The following is a 16707-nucleotide window of genomic DNA, read 5'->3' as shown; positions in this document are numbered from 1 at the left end:
TGTGACCCCGTTCAGTCGGCGGCCGGGTCGGCGCCGCCCATCGCGAGGTGGGCCTTGTGCCGCAACTCGGACGGGATGAGGTCGAGCAGCTGGCCCGGACGCAGGGGCAGGTCGAGCAGGCTGAGCTTGACCCGGCTGCGGCTGGCGTGATCGGTCGCCGAGAGCCGCACCACCTGGGCGGCCTCCGGGCGCATCGTGACGGCCAGCCGGTCGTCGTGCCCGAGCGCGCCGGCCTGGGTGCCGTCGACGTCGACGGCGATGGGCGCGCTGTCCGCCGACACGGCGAGGGTGACGTGGTCCTCGGCGCCCAGCACCACGGGCCGGCTGATGCCGGACAAGGGCGCGACGGGGGTGACGACCAGCGCGCCGGAGGAGGGGGACAGGACCGGGCCGCCGGCCGCGTAGTTGTAGGCCGTGGAGCCGGTCGGCGTGGAGACGACGACGGCGTCGGCCCGATAGTAGCCGTACTGCACGTCGTTGACCCGGAGGTCGACGGAGACGGCGCCGGCGCGGCCCTCGCGGGCCAGCACCACGTCGTTGAACCCGAGCCGGGTCTTGAGCTCGCGCCTGCCGGCGTCGACCTCGAGACACCCGTGCTGCTCGACGGTGAAGTCGCCGTCGGCGAGCCGCGCCAGCGCTGACGCCAGCTCCCCCGGGCTCACCTCGACCAGGAACCCGAGGTTGCCGTGGTTCACCCCGAGCACGGGCACGGGCCGGTCGGCCATCAGCCGCATCGCACCCAGCATCGTGCCGTCACCGCCCAGCGCGATGACACTGCCGACCTCGGCGACGAACCGGGCATCGGGCACCACGGCGACCTCGGCGGGGACCCGCTGCCGGTCGGCCTCGCGGGCCAGGACCCGGACCGGGTGGCCGTGCGCGGCGGCGAGGATCGTCTCGACCGAGCGGCCCACCGGCTTCGTCGGATGCACCACCAGACCGATCGCACGCGACGACGGCACGGACGTCATGTCTCACCCTCCCGGCCGCTGCGGCGGTGTCCCGCGTCCCGCCGCGATCATCGGAGCCCCTTGTCGCAAGCCTACGTGCCGGCGGCCCCGCGAACAGGTCGCGGGGCCGCCGGTGCTCGTGCGGTCAGCTCGTCAGCCGGTCGGCGGCGGGCTGGTGTAGACGGCCGGGTCGCCCTGCTTGAGCCACACCTCGGTGTGGTCGATCGGCAGGAACGACCGGTCGCCGCCGGGCTCGCGGGTCGTCGGCACGGTGTCACCGCTGGGCAGGTGCATGATGAAGTTCACCGGCCTGGTGTCGTCGGCGAGCGGGATGTCGTATTCGGCCCAGCCCCCTTCGACCCGGGTCGCCGGCCACGGCCTGTCCCACGCCACCTGGGCCAGCACGGCCGGGTCGACGGCGTCGCCCCACAGGTGCAGGCCCCAGCCGGTGTAGTCGCCGGCCGGCCGGTAGTAGTGCACGGTCGCGACGGTCACCGGCGGCCCGGCGTACCGGACCGCGCGGGTCTCGCTCGTCGTGCCGGCCGCCGGCCCGCTGACGAGGACCGCGCGGTACTCGACGGTGGTGCCGGCGGCCAGGTTCAGCGGGGTGAGGTTGTCGAAGGCGGTGTAGGCCGGCGAGGAGGCGTCGGTGCCGACAACCGTCCAGGCGCCGCCGGCCACCCGCCGCTCGATGCGCACGACGTGGTCGGCCCGCTCCGGGTCGGCGACGGCGCGGACCTCGACGGTGCCGCGCACGCTCGAGCCGGCGGCCGGTGCCTCGACGGTGAGCTTCGGCGCCGGGACGGTGGCCGTGCGCGGCTGGCTGGTCGCCGTGTGGCCGCCGTTGTCCGTCACGATCGCCCGGTACTGCACCGGCGTGCCGGGCCGTTGGTCCGTCACGTCGTGGAACACACGGTACGGGGCGGTGTCGTCGGTGCCGATCGAGCGCCAGGGCCCGTTGCCGGTGCGGGCCTGGAACGTCACCTCGTAGAACGACGAGCCGCCCACGTTCGCGGTCACCTGCATGCGGCCGCGGGCCTCGGCACTGGGCACCGGGGCGGCCAGCGAGATCGACGGTGCCGCCTTCGACCGCGGGATCCGGCCGTTGAGCTCGTACACCACCGTCGACAGCGGCGGCACGGTCAGCGTGAGGCGGCCGTCCGGGGCGGACTTCACCCGCGCCGGGCCGTCGCCGTAGACGCGGCTGAAGGAGCCCTTGCCCGCATACGTGGGGATCGCCGCGGTGGCCGCCTGCTCGCTGTTGTTGAGCGCCACGACGTATTCGCGCTGTTCGTCCCGGCTGATGCGGGAGAACGCGTAGACGCCGGACTGCCCGGAGGCGTACCGGTGCTGGTGCGCGCCGTCGCGCAGGGCCGGGTGGGCCTTCGTCACCGCGGCCAGCCGGCCGATCGTGCGGTACAGCGGATGCGACGGCACGAAGTTCGCCTGCGCGTGCGTGGCGGTCGTGCCGATCAGGTCGTCGTCGAGATAGTCGGGCACCCGGCTGGCGAACATGGTCTGCCGGGCGTCCTGGTCGCCACGGGTACCGCCGGTGAAGCCCTGCTCGTCGCCGTAGTAGATCACCGGGTTGCCGCGGGAGAAGTACATCAGCTCGTGGGCGAGACGGTCCCGCGCCAGCCACTCGGCGTCGCCCGCATCGGGATTGTCGGCCTGGACGAAGCCGCCGATGCGGCCCATGTCGTGGTTGCCGAGGAACGTCGGCAGCTGATAGACGTTCGAGTCCGCGTCGGTGTACCAGTCGTCGCCGAGGAAGAACGTCTCCAGGTTGCTGGCCGGTCCGCCGCGCGAGGCGAACGTGCGCGCCGCGTCCTGGAACGGGAAGTCCAGCACCGCCTGCATCTGGCCGCGGGTGGTGAACTGCGACGTGAAGGACTTCGTGGTGTCGAAGACCTCGCCGAACATGAAGAACTCACGCTTGCCCTGCTGCTGCGCGTACCGCAGGATCTCGGGGCCGAACGCCTGCCAGAACTCGTCGTTGACGTGCTTCATCGTGTCGATGCGGAAGCCGTCGACGCCGAAGTCGCGGATCCACGTCTTGTAGATGTCGATCATGCCGCGGACGACCGTCGGGTGCTCGGTGAACAGGTCGTCGAGGCCGAAGAAGTCGCCGTAGAGCGAGTTCTCGCCGGTGAACGTCGTGTCGCCGCGGTTGTGGTACAGCGTGACGTCGTTGAGCCACGCCGGGGACTTCAGGTTGCGCTCGCTGTCGTCGAGGACCGGCACGTAGGGGAACGACACCGCCGGGCTCAGCGGGGGAAACGCCGTGCCGCCGGCGACGTCACGGTCGTCGAACGGCTGACCGGACGCGGTGCGGTACGGCACGGCGTCCTTCGACACGTACGGAAGGCGGGCGCCCTGCTGGTAGCCGATCACGTCCGCGGTGTGGTTGGTGATGATGTCGAAGTAGACCTTCATGCCGCGGGCGTGCGCGGCGTCGACGAGCGCCCGCAGGTCGGCGTTGGTGCCCAGGTGCGGATCGATCTGGGTGAAGTCGGTGATCCAGTAGCCGTGGTAGCCGGCCGACGGACCGTCCTCCAGCTGCACCGGCTTGTTCTTGAAGCTCGGCGTGAGCCAGATGGACGTGGTGCCCAGCCCGCGGATGTAGTCGATGCGGTTGCGCAGGCCCTTGAGGTCACCGCCGTTGTAGAAGCCCTTGTGGGTCGGGTCGAAGCCGGAGATCAGCCGGTCGTCGGGCAGGCCGCCCCGGTCGTTGCCGGGGTCGCCGTTGTCGAACCGGTCGGCCATGACGAAGTAGAAGTTCTCGTCGGTCACGGGCGCGCGTAACGAGTGCAGCGCGCCGGACGAGGCTGGCTGTGCTGTCGCCGGCGGGGCGAACGCCGCGGCGAGCGCGACGGGCAGCAGCAAGGCCAGGGCGCGGCGGACGAACATCACTAGCCCTCCCTTTCGGAGAGCCGACCCGCGCGGCGTGCGGGTCGGCATTGATCCGCCCGGCCACCATAACCGCCCGATCGGTCGGTGCACATCCGTCGATGCGCCCGCGATGGTCGGTGTTGTTCACAGCGAGGCGGCTGCGATGAACGTGAAGATCGCGGCGGACAGGATCAGCGCGTGCAGGAGCATGTGCTCGACGTTCGGACGCGGGCGGCCGGCGATGGGTGGCAGCACGATCAGGGTGTGCGCATACGTGCGGGCGTGCAACTCGGTCCAGGAGACGCCGGTTCCCTTGGTCGCCCAGGGGGCGGTGACGCCGAGGAGATACGGCATCCACCACAGCACCAGCCCGCCGAGGGCGATGAGCAGTTCCAGGGCGCCGGCGAGGTATCCCAGGGCCGGAAGCGGGATCACGGCCGCCAGCCCGAGCAGGACCGCGGGCAGCGCCATGATCGGCGCGTTCACCGAGACCTCGACGATCTGCTCGGAGCGCTTGGCGTCCCGCACGTTGTTGAACGGATACAGGTCCACGAGTGTGGTGACCAGGAAGTAGGCGACGGCGGCGAGGATCAGGATCAGTGCGAGCGTGAGCATCGGAACCCCTTCTTACGGTGTAAGACTGCGGTCGGTGATAGCGTGTCTTACGACGTAAGAAGAGTCAAGGGGGAGTTGTGGCGGATCGCCGTGCCGGCGTGAGGGCGGGCCTGAGCCGGGAGCGGATCCTCGACGCCGCGTTGGAGTACCTGGACGCGCACGGCCTTCCGGCGTTGTCGATGCGGAAGCTGGGCGCGCATCTCGGTGTCGAGGCGATGACGCTCTACCACTACCTGCCGAACAAGGACGCACTGCTGGACGGGCTCGTCGACCGGGTGATGGAGCTGGCTTTCGCCGGACTGGACGAGCCGGTCCCGGGCGAGGCCGGGTCGTGGGCGCCCTGGATGCGACGGTTCGCCCATTCGCTGCGAGCGGCGTTGCTGGCCCATCCGGGGGTGCTGCCGCTGGTCGCGACCCGGCCGGTCAGCTCCCCCGATGCGATGCGGATGTCGGAGCGGTGGCTGGCCGCGATGCGGGCCGCCGGGCTTCCGCTGGGCCTGGCGATGGATGTGGTCAACGTGATGGCCACCTTCACCATCGGGCACACCCTCGCGGAGGTCGGCCGGACGCCCGGCCATGAGGGCTCCGAGTCGGACTTCGACCAGCACGCCGATCAGCTCGATCCGCATGAGTTCCCGAATCTGACCGAGATCGTCGCCACCCGGGCCGGACTCGACTTCGACCACCGGTTCGCGCAGGCCGTCGACATCCTGCTCGCCGGTTATGTCGCATTGGGGCGTGCGTAGGCGACCCGCGATCGCCCTGGTCGTCGCCTCGGCCGTGCGGGCCGTATCGTCGGTGGATGGTGTGGTTGGGCGAGCTGCGGGCGCAGGTGGTGGCGCGCTGTGGCAATCTGGGCCTGCCGTCCTGGCCCAATCCGCACGCGGGGATGACCTCGCCGCGCGAGGAGGAATACGAGCGGGTCACCGAGCCCGGGCGATACGGCGTCGTGCACGCCCGCGCACGCGTGTGGGCCGAGTGCCTCGGTGAGGTAGCAGGCGTCGAGGCCGAGACGCTCGCACCGGCCCCGCTCGACGACGAAGGACACCTGGGCAGGTTCGACCGCGGCGTCCGGCTCACCTCGCCCCGACCCGGCACACTGCCGCTGTTGCTGCTTGAGCGCGACGCGCCGTTGTCCGGGCTCGAAACGTCGCTGGCGGTGCTGCACATCAGTGTCGTCCGGCCCGAGGTCGCCCTCGCCGTGCTGCCGGACTGCGGCTGCGACGCCTGCGACTGGGGCTCGGACGACCTGCTGCAGGTGATCGACCAGACGATCGGCGCCGTTGTCGGCGGTCCGTTCGTGGTGCTGCGTGGACCGGGGTGGCACGCGCTGTGGCATCCGGACGGCGGCAGCTCGGGCGGCACGGGACGCGGCGTCGACCACGCCCGGACGATGGAGTTGTGCCGGCGACTCGCGGCCGGGGAGGACGTTCGGCTGCCCGACGGCGCCGAGGCCTTCGTGGGTCGCCCGTGGCTCGACTGAGGCGGGCGAATGCCGGCAGCTTCTATCCTGCCCGGTGGCCGTTGAGTTCAGCGGCGAGGGGCGGTTCCCGCCAGTAGTCGTTGTCGGTCATGGCGTGACCGTAGGGCTCGTTGCGGACGTTCCGCGTCCGGAAGCCCGCCGAACCCCCAGCCACCACGGTAGAGGGGCCGGGTATGGTCTTGGGAGCGCTTCCAAGCGCAACGTCGGTGAGCATCAATACGTATCGCGCCTGGAGGTTCGATGTCTGCTCTCGTGTTACCCCGTCGCGCCCTGACGCGTCGTGCGTTGGCCGTCGCCGCGGCGGCGGCGACGCTGCTCGTGACCGCCCTGTCGGAGGCCGCCTCCGCCCACGGGTCGGCGGCCGATCCGCCGGCGCGCGCCTACGACTGCCTGCAGCGGTGGAGCGACGACCACCAGGCACCGGAGATGGCGAGCCAGGACCCCATGTGCTACCAGGCCTGGAAGGCCGACCCGAGCGCGATGTGGAACTGGAACGGGCTGTACCGCGAAGGGGTCAAGGGCAACCACCAGGCCGCGATCCCGGACGGGCAGCTCTGCAGCGGCGGGCTTACGCAGAGCGGCCGCTACGCCGCGCTGGACGCGGTGGGCCAGTGGAAGGCCACCCCCAAGAAGCGGAACTTCTCGGTGAACATCTTCGACCAGGCCAAGCACGGGGCGGACTACGTTCGCGTCTACATCACCCGGCAGGGCTTCGATCCCACCAAGCAGCAGCTCGGCTGGGGCGACCTGGAGCTGGTGAGCCAGATCGGCGACACTCCCGCCACCAAGTGGCAGCCGGCCGACAACGGCGTCTCGCTCTCGGTCGACGCCGACGCCGGCACGCGCACCGGGCGCCACATCGTCTACACGGTCTGGCAGGCGAGCCACATGGACCAGTCGTACTACTTCTGCAGCGACGTGGCCTTCCCGGCCGCATAAGGCACCTCGGCACCCACGGCGGCGACCCGGAGGGCCTGCCGCCGTGGGTCGGCCGGAAGGAGGTCAGGCGGGGCCGCCGGCCGTCCGGTAGGCGCGCACCGCCTCGGCGCGGGAGTGGACGTGGAGCCGGGTGTTGATCGCCCGCAGGTGCGCGTGCACCGTCCGTACGCTCACGCCGAGCTCCGCGGCGATCGCCGCGTCGGGCAGGCCGCGCGCGACCGCCTGGAGGATCGTCCCCTGGCGGGCGGTGACCAGCCCGCCGGCGGTCGGATCGGCGGCAACCTGGTCCGCGAGCCGGACCCGCACCGTCGCCTGCCGGGAGCGCAGCCGCCGTCCGGGGTCCTCGCACTCCGCCAGCAGGCGCGCCGCCTCGTCCGACCAGCGCCGGGCGGCGTCCGTCCGCCCCGCGTCGAGTTCCAGCTCCGCGAGGCCCAGGGTGGCGTCCGACGCGGTGATCCGGTCGGTCGCGGCGACCGCCAGATCGCGGGCTCTCGTGTAGCCGGCGACCGCGGTGTCGATGGCACCCGAGTGCCAGGCGACCGCTGCGTGGCAGAGGGCGAACACACGGTCCGCGAACGGCGTGACGGCGCGCCGGGAACCGATCAGGGCCTCGGCCCGGGCCAGTTGGTCGCGGGCCGCCGGCAGGTCCCCGCGCTCGGCGCGGACCCGGGCGAGGGTCGCGCGGCCGGCGATCTCGGCGACGGTGTTGCGCAGCGGGGTGGCCGACTCCACGATCTCGGTCAGCCAGAACTCGACGTCGTCGCCGGAGCCGGCGTAGTACGCCGAACCGGCAAGGACGATGTCGCAGTTCGTCCGCTGCGTGAAGTGCTCCGGCCCGTGCATCGACCGGGCCTGCCGCGCCCAGCGCACTGCCTCGCCGACGTTGCCACGCAGCGCGCTGAGGGAGGCTCGGCCCAGCGCGATGCCGGCGTCGACCGACGGCAGGCCGTCGGCCAGGGCACCGGGCCGGACCGGCGCCGCCTCGGCCAGTGCGAGGGCGAGGTGCACCTCGCCGGTACGGCCGGCGAACAGGCTCGCCGACGCGTGCGCGAGCAGCAGTCGCGCGTCGGCGTGCAGGTGTTCCGGCGCCAGCCGGTCGATCCAGCCGAGCACGGTGGTGATGTGGCCGACGTCGAGCATCCGCCAGTACGTGGACGCGATCAGTTCGCCCGCCTCGGCCTCGTCGCCGGCGGCGAGCAGGTGTGCGATCGCGCGGTCCGGCATGCCGTGGTCGACGAACCAGCGGGCGGCGCGGCGGTGCGCACCCGCGGCGTCGACGCCGCCGGCCGTCGCGGCCCGGTGCAGCGCCTCCCGGAACAGCGGGTGGTAGCGGAACCACACGCGGCGACGGTCGAGCGGTACGACGAAGATGCCCTCCCGGTCGAGCCGGGCCAGCTTGCCGCTGCCGTCGGCGCCACCGGTGACCGCGTCGCAGAGCGGGCCGCCCAGCCAGTCGAGCCCGGCGGTGCCGAGCAGGAAGGCGCGCAGGTCGTCCGGCAGCGGGGCGAGCACCTCCTCGACGACGTAGTCGTACAGGTGGTGGTGGTCGCCGCGGAGCCGCTCGTGCGGGTGCCCGGCGGCGAAGCGCAGCGCGACGGGCCAGCCCTCGGCCCGCCGGATCGCCTCCTCGAACTCCGGGGTGGCGGGGCCGTCGAGCAGTGACCGCGCCTCGTCGGCGGAGAAGCCGAGGTCTCCGGCGCCGATCTCGGCCAGCGCCCCCGAGGCCCGCAGCCGGGCGAGGGCGAGCGGGGGCCGGGCACGGCCCGCGAACAGGAGCCGGATCCGGGAGCGGCCGAGCAGGAGCCGGGCGAGTTCGTCGCCGACGGCCGGGTTGTCGATCCGTTCGACGTTGTCGACGGCCAGGACGAGGTCGGCGGGCGCGGACCGCCCGACGGCGAGCAACTCGGCGATCCACGCCCGGCGGTCGTCCGGCCCGGCCGGGGGCGAGGGCAGGCCGGTGAACCGGTCGTCGGTGCCGGCCAGCGCCTCGGCCACGCGGGTCCAGAAGACGGCCGGCTCGGCACAGTCCGGGTCGAGGTCGGCCCGGGCGATCCGGTCCCGCCGCACCGACGAGGCGGTCCAGGCGGCCAGGCCGAGCGACTTGCCCCAGCCGGCGGGGGCGTGCACGACGGTCACCCGGTGCTGCCACGCGGCGGTCTCCAGCCGCCGTTCGAGCACCGGCCGCGGGCGGGCCGTACGGGTCATCGACAGCCAGCGTACGAGGGACCGCCGGCGACCCGTGCGGCCCGGGCGGCATTGCCTAGGCAATGCCGCCGATCCGGCGGCGATCCGTTGCCGGGCGGGCCGGCGGCGGTGAGGCTGCGAGACGCAGCAGGGCGAACGGAAGAGGACACCATGGAAGAGATCACCTGGCTCGACGCGACCGGACAGGCCGAGCTGGTCCGCTCGGGCGAGATCAGTGCCCGTGAACTCGTCGAACATTCGATCAGCCGGATCGAGAAGCTGAATCCCGAGGTCAACGCGTTCATCCACACCAGCTTCGAGAAGGCGCGGGCGGCCGCCGAGCGCGCGCCGGCCGGCCCGTTCGGCGGGGTGCCGTTTGCCGTCAAGGACCTGTTCCAGCAGAGCGAGGGCGACCCGTACCACTACGGCACCCGGTTCCTGAAGGAGCTGGACTGGCGGGCGCCGGCCGACACCTGGATGGTGTCGAGGCTGCGCGCGGCGGGGTTCGTGCTCGTCGGCCGGACGAACACGCCCGAGATCGGTGCGTGGACGACGACCGAGCCCGACTCGTACGGCCCCACCCGCAACCCTTGGGATCTTCACCGTTCGTCCGGCGGCTCGAGCGGCGGCTCCGCGGTCGCGGTCGCGACCGGCATGGTGCCGGCGGCGCACGCCAACGACGGCGGCGGCTCGGTGCGGATCCCGTCGAGCGCGAACGGTCTCGTCGGCCTGAAGCCGACCCGGGCCCGGGTCTCGCTCGGCCCGGAACTGGGTGAGGCGTGGGCCGGCATGACGCACGAGTCCGCGATCACCCGCTCGGTGCGGGACATCGCCGGCATCCTCGACGCCGTGGGTGGGATGGCGCCCGGTGATCCGTATACGGCGCCGGCGCCGAAGCGCCCGTACGTGCAGGAGGTCGGCGCGCCGGTCGGTCGGCTGCGGGTCGGCATCCAGGTCGACCATCCGGGCGTCGCCCTCGACCCCGAGGTGGTGGCGGCGGTACGGTCCACGGCGACGCTGCTGGAGGAACTCGGGCACATCGTGGAGGAGGCGCACCCGGCGGCGCTGGACGAGCCGGCGGCCGAGGCGCAGGTGCTGATGCCGGTGTTCCAGTACCTCGACATCGTGCGCTGGGGCAAGGTGATCGGGCGGGAACTCACCCCCGACGACCTGGACCAGGACAACTGGGCGCTCGGCATGTACGGCAAGGACGTGCCCGCCGTCGCCTACCTCGAAGGGCTGTACGCGCTGCACCGGTGGTGCCGGCGGGTCGCCGCCTGGTGGAACCACGACGACGCCGGCACCGGCGGCGGGCGCGCCCCCGGCTACGACCTCCTGGTCACGCCGACGCTGCCGAAGCTGCCGGCGAAGCTCGGCGAGCTGCGGCCGGTTCCCGGGCAGCCGCTGGCCGGCTTCCTGAAGTCGGGCGAGTACGTCAGCTTCACCTCGCCGTTCAACGCGACCGGACAACCGGCGATGTCGCTGCCGCTGCACTGGTCGGCCGACGGCCTGCCGGTCGGCGTGCAGTTCGTCGCCGCGTACGGCCGGGAGGACCTGCTGATCCGGCTGGGTAGCGCGCTGGAGCAGGCCCGGCCGTGGGCCGACCGGCACCCGGCGATCGCGGGGTAGGCGGATGGCCGCGACCGGAACGATCGCCGCCGATGAGCTGCGGCGCCGGGTCGACGCGGGCGAGGTGCACACCGTGCTGCTCGTCTTCGTCGACCTGCAGGGCCGGCTGCAGGGCAAGCGGTGCAGCGGCCGCTACTTCGTCGACGAGGTCCTTGTCCACGGCTCGTCCGCCTGCGACTACCTGCTGGCGGTGAACGTCGAGATGGAGCCGCAGACCGGCTTCGCCCTCAGCGGATGGGAGCAGGGGTACGGCGACTTCGCCCTTGTCCCCGACCCGGCGACCGTCCGGCCCGCCGGGTGGCGCGACGGGACCGTCGTGTGCTTCGCCGACGCCGTCCACCGCGACGGCACGCCGGTGGCGCCGTCGCCGCGGCAGGTGCTGCGGCGCCAGCTCGACCGCCTCGCCGCGCGCGGCTGGACGGCACGGGTGGCCACCGAACTGGAGTTCATCGTGCACCGGGAGTCGTACGACGAGGCATGGCGGCGCGGCTACCGCGACCTGACTCCCGGCAACCGGTACAACGTCGACTACTCGATGTTCGGCAGCGCCGAACTCGATCCGTTCCTCGACCGGCTGATCCGCGTCCTGCACGCGTCGGGGATCGGCGTCGAGACGGTGAAGGGCGAGGCGAACCTCGGCCAGCACGAGGTCAACCTGCGGCACCAGGAGGCGCTGGCGGCCGCTGACGCGCACGCGTTCTACAAGCACGCGGTGAAGGAGGCGGCCCGGGCCGAGGGACTCTCGGCCACGTTCATGGCGAAGTGGAACAAGCGCGAGGGCAACTCGTGTCATGTGCACTTCTCGCTCGTCGACGCCGACGGCCGGCCGGTGTTCCAGACCCGGCCGGAACTGCTCGACCGGTTCGTCGCCGGCCAGCTCGCCGCCCAGCGTGAGCTGCTCCTCGCCTTCGCCCCGAACGTCAACTCCTACAAGCGGTACACCGCCGGGTCGTTCGCGCCGACCGCGATCGCCTGGGGCGAGGACAACCGCACCTGCGCCGTACGGGTGCTCGGCAGCGGCGCCGGCCGGCGCTTCGAGAACCGGGTGGCGGGCGCCGACGTGAACCCGTACCTCCTGGTCGCGGCGGTGGTCGCGGCCGGGCTGCACGGCGTCGACGGCAACCTGCCGCTGCCGCCGGCGGAGACCTCGAACGCGTATCTCGCCGACCACGAGCGGCTGCCGGCCGGCCTCGGGGAGGCCGTCGGGCTGTTCCGCGCCAGCCGCGTCGCCACGGAGGCGTTCGGCGCCGACGTCGTCGCCCACTATGTGCGCGCCGCCGAGGTCGAGCTGGCCGATTTCTCCCGGGCGGTCACCGACTGGGAGAAGTTCCGGGGGTACGAGCGGCTGTGAACCCACCCGTCATCGGCATCTGCGCCGCGTACGAGCGGGCCGCCTGGGCGTTCTGGGACCAGCCGGCCGCCATCGTCGCCGGAACGTACGTCGACAAGGTCCGCGCTGCCGGCGGGGTGCCGGTCGCGCTGATCCCGGATCCCCGGGTGGCCGACGACCCGGGGCTGCTGCTCGGCCGGGTCGACGGGCTGCTGCTCGTCGGCGGCGCCGACATCGACCCGCCCGCGTACGGCGCCCGGCGCTCGCCCCGGACCGAGGCGACCGTGCCGCTGCGCGACCGGTCCGAGATCGCGCTGGCGTCGGCGGCACTCGCCGCGGACCTGCCGGTGCTCGGCATCTGCCGGGGACTGCAGATCCTCAACGTCGCCACCGGCGGGACGCTGCACCAGCACCTGCCCGACGAGGGGTTCGCCGAGCACCGAGCCGCACCGGGCCGGCTCGACGGGCCGGCGATGCACCCGGTCGCCACGGCCCCCGGCAGCCTCGCCGAGGCCCTCGCCGGCCCCGGCGTCCAGTCCGTCAACTCGCACCACCACCAGGGGATCGCCCGGATCGGCACGGGTGCGGTGGTGACCGCGTGGTCACTGCCGGACAAGTTGCCCGAGGCGCTCGAATGGCCGGCCCACCGCTACGCCCTCGGCGTGCAGTGGCATCCAGAGGCGGTCTGCCTGGCGCACACCTTCGCCGGGCTCGTGCGCGCCGCGGCCGGGACCGGTCCGGCCGCGGGGGCACGAACAGACCAGGAACGTCTACTCGGAACGGAAGCCTGACATGCCGTATCTGCGCGACAAGGTCGCCGTCATCACCGGCGCCGCCGGCTCCATCGGCCGCGAAGCACTTGCCGTCTTCCGGCGGGAGGGGGCGACCGTCGTCGGCGTCGACCTCCACGACGGCGGCGACGCCGACCTGTTCCTCACGGCTGACCTGACCGACGAGGCGCAGGTGGCCGGCGTCTACCGGCGGGTCGCCGAGGAGTTCGGCCGCGTGGACGTGCTCTTCAACAACGCCGGTATCGCACTGCCCGACGACGGGTCCGTGCTCGACACACCGGTCGACGCGTTCGAACGGGTGCTGCGGGTCAATCTGCTCAGCGTCTTCCTGTGCTGCAAGCACGGCATCCCGTGGCTGCTCGCCGCCGGTGGCGGCGCGGTCGTCAACACCGCCTCGCTGGTCGCGTCGATGGGCTCGGCCGTGTCGCAGATCGGGTACACGGCGTCGAAGGGCGCGGTCCTCTCGCTGTCCCGGGAGATCGCCGTCGAGTTCGCCCGGCGCGGGATCCGGGTCAACGCGATCTCGCCGGGACCGGTGGAGACGCCGCTGCTCGCGACGCTGTTCTCGCCGGAGCAGAAGGAGCGGCGGCTCGTGCACGTGCCGCCGGGCCGGTTCGCGCAGCCCCACGAGATCGCCGAGGCGGCGGCGTTCCTGGCCAGCGACGCCGCCTCCTACGTCAACGGCACCGAGTTCAGGGTCGACGGCGGCATCACCGCCGCTTACGTGACGCCGGAGAACTGACACGCGCGGCGGGGCCAGCCGCGCAACGGCCGGTGGCGGAGAGTGTTGTGCGCGCCCGATCGTCGGTACGCTGTGGTCCGTCCACAGCTCCGGCTCGGCGGCCGGGCGGGCGACGGCGTTCGGTGAACGGCGCACCGATGCCACATCCGCTGTCCCGCTCCCGTGAGGAACGCCGCCGTGTCCGCCACCACCGCCCCGCGCCGCACCCGGGACGACCTCTACCGGATCGTCGCCGTCGTCGTCCTGATCGCCGCCGGTGTCGTCGCCGCGCTCATGTTCCGTGGCGGCGACGGCACCGACGCGGCCGCACCGACCGTCCGGGAGATCAGCGTCTCTATCGCCAACCGCAAGGTCAGCCCGCCCGTCGGCCGGGTCGAGGTCGGCAGGGGCAGCACGATCCGCCTCACCATCACCTCCGACGTCCCCGACGAACTGCACGTGCACGGCTACGACCGGCGGGCCACGCTCAAGCCCGGCGAACCGGCGACGCTCGAGTTCCGCGCCGACACCACCGGCCTGTTCGAGATCGAAACGCACAGCGATCACTTGTTGCTGGTCCAGCTGCTGGTCCGGTGACGGGCTGCGCGACGGCGTAATGCCTATATTGCCGATGGGATTTATCTGCAGTACCGTGGCCTCACGCTGTGACAGACGGCAACCGCCCAGTGGTTCCGCTCATGCTGTCCGCGACAGGTGTTCGGGTGGGGCGGGGAATGCGCGAGTCGCTGCACGTCGGCGCCATGGTGGTCCTGTTCCTCATGGCCCTCGTGGCGCTGTTGCTGCGCCGGGACGCGGAGTTCTGGGTGCTGTTCGGTCTCGCCGTCTTCGTGCAGGTGGTCGCCGAACGGCGCCCCACGGACCCACCCCACTGAGTCACCCGAGCGTCGTCGAGGCGCAGCGACCGCAGCGGCCGGTCGAGCGCGGCCAGGACCGTCGCGCCCGTGTCGCCGATCCCGGGTGGGTAGTGTCGATGGGCACTGTCGATCCGAGGGCGGGAGGGTGACCGGTATGACGGTCCGGGTCGAGTTGCGCCGCACCGGCGGGATCGGCGGCGGCGAACTGCGCACCACGGTGGTGAGCACCCTGCTGCCCGCCGCGCAGGCCGACAAACTGAGGTCCCTGGTCGCCGCGCTGCCGTTGCCGCCGGAGGGGCTGCCGCAGCCACCGCCGCCGCCCGACTCGTTGCGGTATGAACTGCTGCTGGACCGCGGCGGGCGACAGCTGACCTACTTGTACTTCGACAACAGCCTGCCCGACGCGGTGCGGGAACTCGTCGAGCACCTGGTGAGCATGAGCGGGCCACACTGAAACGCCGGCCGCAGCGCGGCGCCGGCCATCCAGAGCGGGGATGGCCGGCGCCGGCGGGCCTCAGGACTGGAGGGTCCAGCGCTGCGCGCTGCTGCCGTTGCAGTCCCAGATCTGCACCTGCGTCCCCGGCGTCGTCGACGAGTTCGGAACGTCCAGGCACCGGTTGGCCTGCGGGTTGTGGAACGACCCGTCGGCCCGTTTGACGAACACCTGCGCGGCCGTGGTGTTGCAGTCCCAGAGCTGCAGTTTCGTGCCGTTCGCCGTCGCGCCGCCCGGGATGTCCAGGCACTTGCCCAGCGCGCGCAGCGTGCTGCCGGCCTCCGCGTACGTCCACTGCTGCGCGCCCGTACCGTTGCAGGTGTAGATCTGCACCGGCGTCCCGTTCGCCGTGCTCGACGAACGCACGTCCAGGCACGGGCCGTTCGCGTTCACCAGCGCACGCCCACCCGGCGGCGGCGTCGTGCCGCCGCCGCTGAACGGGCTGAGGATGATCGACGCCGAGCGCGGGTCGCCGTCGTTGACGAGCGACTCGAAGTTGGCCACGTCGTCGAACGCGAACGCGTAGGCCTTGCCGTCGACCATGTTCGCGTGGATGATCTTGGCGTACTGGTTGGTCGGGTTGCTTTTGTAGAAGTCGGCCGCGTTGAGGCTCGGCTGGGTGTCGATCGTGCCGATCGTGCCCCGGTTGAGTCCGGCGCAGAGGGTGCGCGAGATCGGCCCGACCACGAGGTCGTTCGGCGCGGCCAGGTTGCCGTCGCAGCCCCAGACGTCGGCGCTGCTGGGCTTGTTGAACCTGGCCACGACCGCGCCCGAGGCGTTGGTGAAGGTCATGACGTTGCCGCTGGTCCGGCCGAAGTACTTCGTGTTGGGCTGGTCCGCGAACGGCACCACGGTCAGCGTCTTGCTGGTGTAGGCGTTCCAGGCCGAGGTGATGTACGAGTCCAGGTACGTGGCGCTGAACCGGCCCGCGCCGGCCGCCTTGCCGGGCGCCAGCACCCGCAGCACGGTGCCGTCGGCGCGGCTGTCGACCGTGTTGGCCCACCCCGGCTGGGCGCGGATCGCGGAGATGACGGCGTCGCGGCCGTTCGCCACCACGTCGCCGGTGCGCTTCGTCACGCCGTTCGCGCCGGTCACCGTCACGGCGTGCGGGATCGCGAACATGTCGACCTGCGAGCTGTTGAGCCAGAGGCCGTCGTCGTTGTACGTGAATTCGCTCCAGTCGAACAGGATGTTCTGGTTGGCGTCGCCGGCCGCCCAGGGAGCCGGCTGCACCAGGCCGTCGGGCGTCAGGAAGAACTTGATCCGTTCGCCGAACGAGAAGTACACCCGGCCGGAGAATCCGCGGGGGAACCTGATGGTGGTGCTGCCGCCGTTGCCGGGGCCCGGGATCGAGACGTCCGGTGCGGGGGCCGGCGGAGTGGCGCCGCCGCTCCAGGCCGTGAACGCGCCGGCCGCGTTGACGTAGCCGAGGCGTCCGGTGCCGAGGTTCACGCCGATGACGTAGAGGAAGACCGCCTCGCCGCGGCCGGTGTTGTTGGTGACGGTGACGGGGAGCGGGTTCGGCCCGATCGCCTGCGCCGGTGTGCCGGTCGCCACGAGGGCGGCCGGGACGGCGACGGCGAGCGCCGCGAACAGGCGGAGCACGCTACGTGGGACATGCATGGTTGGGCGCCTCACTTTCCGGAGTCGAGGGCGGATGGCGACGCGCTCAGGCGCGGAACGCAGCAGGACCTCGGATCCGGTCCGCAGGCCGGTCCGAAATCGCTCTCTGGCACACGGCCGGACGCCAGAGTTGAAAAAACACAAGCTGGCCAGGGCTTGTGTGGTGCCTCGCGGGACGGGAG

General features: G+C 72.3%; 15 protein-coding genes. 10 read left to right on the top strand and 5 right to left on the bottom strand.

What is annotated here, in order from left to right; genetic code table 11:
• Nucleotides 1–11 precede the first annotated feature (11 nt).
• From Dfulv_RS27930 to Dfulv_RS27920, 3 genes are all read right to left on the bottom strand, one after another.
• On the bottom strand, nucleotides 12–971 hold the full coding sequence (locus tag Dfulv_RS27930; protein WP_259856466.1) for an NAD(+)/NADH kinase: 960 nt from the start codon (nucleotides 969–971) through the stop codon (nucleotides 12–14).
• A gap of 132 nt (nucleotides 972–1103) precedes the next feature.
• A complete protein-coding gene (locus Dfulv_RS27925) occupies nucleotides 1104–3860 on the bottom strand; it encodes an alpha-amylase family glycosyl hydrolase (RefSeq protein ID WP_259856465.1) in 2757 nt (918 codons plus the stop codon).
• 126 nt (nucleotides 3861–3986) lie between these two features.
• Nucleotides 3987–4457, bottom strand: a complete 471-nt coding sequence (locus Dfulv_RS27920; protein ID WP_259856464.1) for a hypothetical protein — start codon at nucleotides 4455–4457, stop codon at nucleotides 3987–3989.
• 98 nt (nucleotides 4458–4555) lie between these two features.
• On the opposite strand from Dfulv_RS27920, the gene Dfulv_RS27915 reads away from it, so the two are divergent.
• The 3 genes from Dfulv_RS27915 (at nucleotide 4556) to Dfulv_RS27905 (ending at nucleotide 6879) form a co-directional block, all read left to right on the top strand.
• Entirely contained in the window at nucleotides 4556–5203 is a 648-nt protein-coding gene (locus Dfulv_RS27915) for a TetR/AcrR family transcriptional regulator (RefSeq protein WP_259856463.1), read from the top strand.
• 56 nt (nucleotides 5204–5259) lie between these two features.
• Nucleotides 5260–5940 (top strand): DUF6226 family protein, encoded by a 681-nt coding sequence (locus Dfulv_RS27910; RefSeq protein ID WP_259856461.1) that lies wholly within the window; start codon nucleotides 5260–5262, stop codon nucleotides 5938–5940.
• Between the two features lie 240 nt (nucleotides 5941–6180).
• The gene (locus tag Dfulv_RS27905) at nucleotides 6181–6879 is read left to right on the top strand and encodes a lytic polysaccharide monooxygenase auxiliary activity family 9 protein (RefSeq protein ID WP_319805697.1); all 699 of its coding nucleotides are present in this window, start codon (nucleotides 6181–6183) and stop codon (nucleotides 6877–6879) included.
• A 63-nt stretch (nucleotides 6880–6942) separates the two neighbouring features.
• On the opposite strand, the gene Dfulv_RS27900 is transcribed toward Dfulv_RS27905, so the two are convergent.
• Nucleotides 6943–9084, bottom strand: a complete 2142-nt coding sequence (locus tag Dfulv_RS27900) for a LuxR C-terminal-related transcriptional regulator (protein ID WP_259856459.1) — start codon at nucleotides 9082–9084, stop codon at nucleotides 6943–6945.
• A 150-nt stretch (nucleotides 9085–9234) separates the two neighbouring features.
• Between Dfulv_RS27900 and Dfulv_RS27895 the strand changes: the two genes are divergently transcribed.
• The 7 genes from Dfulv_RS27895 (at nucleotide 9235) to Dfulv_RS27865 (ending at nucleotide 14863) form a co-directional block, all read left to right on the top strand.
• Nucleotides 9235–10692: an amidase gene (locus tag Dfulv_RS27895; protein ID WP_259856457.1), complete on the top strand. Its 1458-nt coding sequence runs from the start codon at nucleotides 9235–9237 to the stop codon at nucleotides 10690–10692.
• 4 nt (nucleotides 10693–10696) lie between these two features.
• On the top strand, nucleotides 10697–12043 hold the full coding sequence (locus tag Dfulv_RS27890) for a glutamine synthetase family protein (protein WP_259856456.1): 1347 nt from the start codon (nucleotides 10697–10699) through the stop codon (nucleotides 12041–12043).
• Entirely contained in the window at nucleotides 12040–12813 is a 774-nt protein-coding gene (locus Dfulv_RS27885) for a gamma-glutamyl-gamma-aminobutyrate hydrolase family protein (protein ID WP_259856455.1), read from the top strand. Before Dfulv_RS27890 ends, Dfulv_RS27885 begins: the two co-directional genes overlap by 4 nt.
• A gap of 1 nt (nucleotide 12814) precedes the next feature.
• The gene (locus Dfulv_RS27880) at nucleotides 12815–13555 is read left to right on the top strand and encodes an SDR family oxidoreductase (RefSeq protein ID WP_259856454.1); all 741 of its coding nucleotides are present in this window, start codon (nucleotides 12815–12817) and stop codon (nucleotides 13553–13555) included.
• 177 nt (nucleotides 13556–13732) lie between these two features.
• Complete coding sequence (locus Dfulv_RS27875; RefSeq protein ID WP_259856453.1) at nucleotides 13733–14131, top strand: cupredoxin domain-containing protein; 399 nt, start codon at nucleotides 13733–13735, stop codon at nucleotides 14129–14131.
• A 125-nt stretch (nucleotides 14132–14256) separates the two neighbouring features.
• A complete protein-coding gene (locus tag Dfulv_RS27870) occupies nucleotides 14257–14427 on the top strand; it encodes a hypothetical protein (RefSeq protein ID WP_259856451.1) in 171 nt (56 codons plus the stop codon).
• Nucleotides 14428–14563: 136 nt separating this feature from the next.
• A complete protein-coding gene (locus Dfulv_RS27865) occupies nucleotides 14564–14863 on the top strand; it encodes a protealysin inhibitor emfourin (protein ID WP_259856449.1) in 300 nt (99 codons plus the stop codon).
• 60 nt (nucleotides 14864–14923) lie between these two features.
• Here Dfulv_RS27865 and Dfulv_RS27860 read toward each other — a convergent pair whose 3' ends face one another.
• Complete coding sequence (locus tag Dfulv_RS27860; RefSeq protein WP_259856447.1) at nucleotides 14924–16525, bottom strand: beta-1,3-glucanase family protein; 1602 nt, start codon at nucleotides 16523–16525, stop codon at nucleotides 14924–14926.
• Between the last annotated feature and the right edge of the window lie 182 nt (nucleotides 16526–16707).

The sequence above is a fragment of the Dactylosporangium fulvum genome (assembly GCF_025137375.1).
In the GTDB taxonomy this organism is placed as follows: domain Bacteria; phylum Actinomycetota; class Actinomycetes; order Mycobacteriales; family Micromonosporaceae; genus Dactylosporangium; species Dactylosporangium fulvum.
Note: the sequence above shows the minus strand (reverse complement) of the source record. Positions and strands in the feature narration are given on the sequence as shown.

Bases quoted from the DNA above. Each gene is read 5' to 3' on its own strand.
- Dfulv_RS27930 (WP_259856466.1), bottom strand. From the start codon at position 971: ATGACGTCCGTGCCGTCGTCGCGTGCGATCGGTCTGGTGGTGCATCCG.
- Dfulv_RS27910 (WP_259856461.1), top strand. From the start codon at position 5,260: ATGGTGTGGTTGGGCGAGCTGCGGGCGCAGGTGGTGGCGCGCTGTGGC.
- Dfulv_RS27900 (WP_259856459.1), bottom strand. From the start codon at position 9,084: ATGACCCGTACGGCCCGCCCGCGGCCGGTGCTCGAACGGCGGCTGGAG.
- Dfulv_RS27880 (WP_259856454.1), top strand. From the start codon at position 12,815: ATGCCGTATCTGCGCGACAAGGTCGCCGTCATCACCGGCGCCGCCGGC.
- Dfulv_RS27860 (WP_259856447.1), bottom strand. From the start codon at position 16,525: ATGCATGTCCCACGTAGCGTGCTCCGCCTGTTCGCGGCGCTCGCCGTC.
- Dfulv_RS27920 (WP_259856464.1), bottom strand. From the start codon at position 4,457: ATGCTCACGCTCGCACTGATCCTGATCCTCGCCGCCGTCGCCTACTTC.
- Dfulv_RS27925 (WP_259856465.1), bottom strand. From the start codon at position 3,860: ATGTTCGTCCGCCGCGCCCTGGCCTTGCTGCTGCCCGTCGCGCTCGCC.
- Dfulv_RS27895 (WP_259856457.1), top strand. From the start codon at position 9,235: ATGGAAGAGATCACCTGGCTCGACGCGACCGGACAGGCCGAGCTGGTC.
- Dfulv_RS27905 (WP_319805697.1), top strand. From the start codon at position 6,181: ATGTCTGCTCTCGTGTTACCCCGTCGCGCCCTGACGCGTCGTGCGTTG.
- Dfulv_RS27890 (WP_259856456.1), top strand. From the start codon at position 10,697: ATGGCCGCGACCGGAACGATCGCCGCCGATGAGCTGCGGCGCCGGGTC.
- Dfulv_RS27865 (WP_259856449.1), top strand. From the start codon at position 14,564: ATGACGGTCCGGGTCGAGTTGCGCCGCACCGGCGGGATCGGCGGCGGC.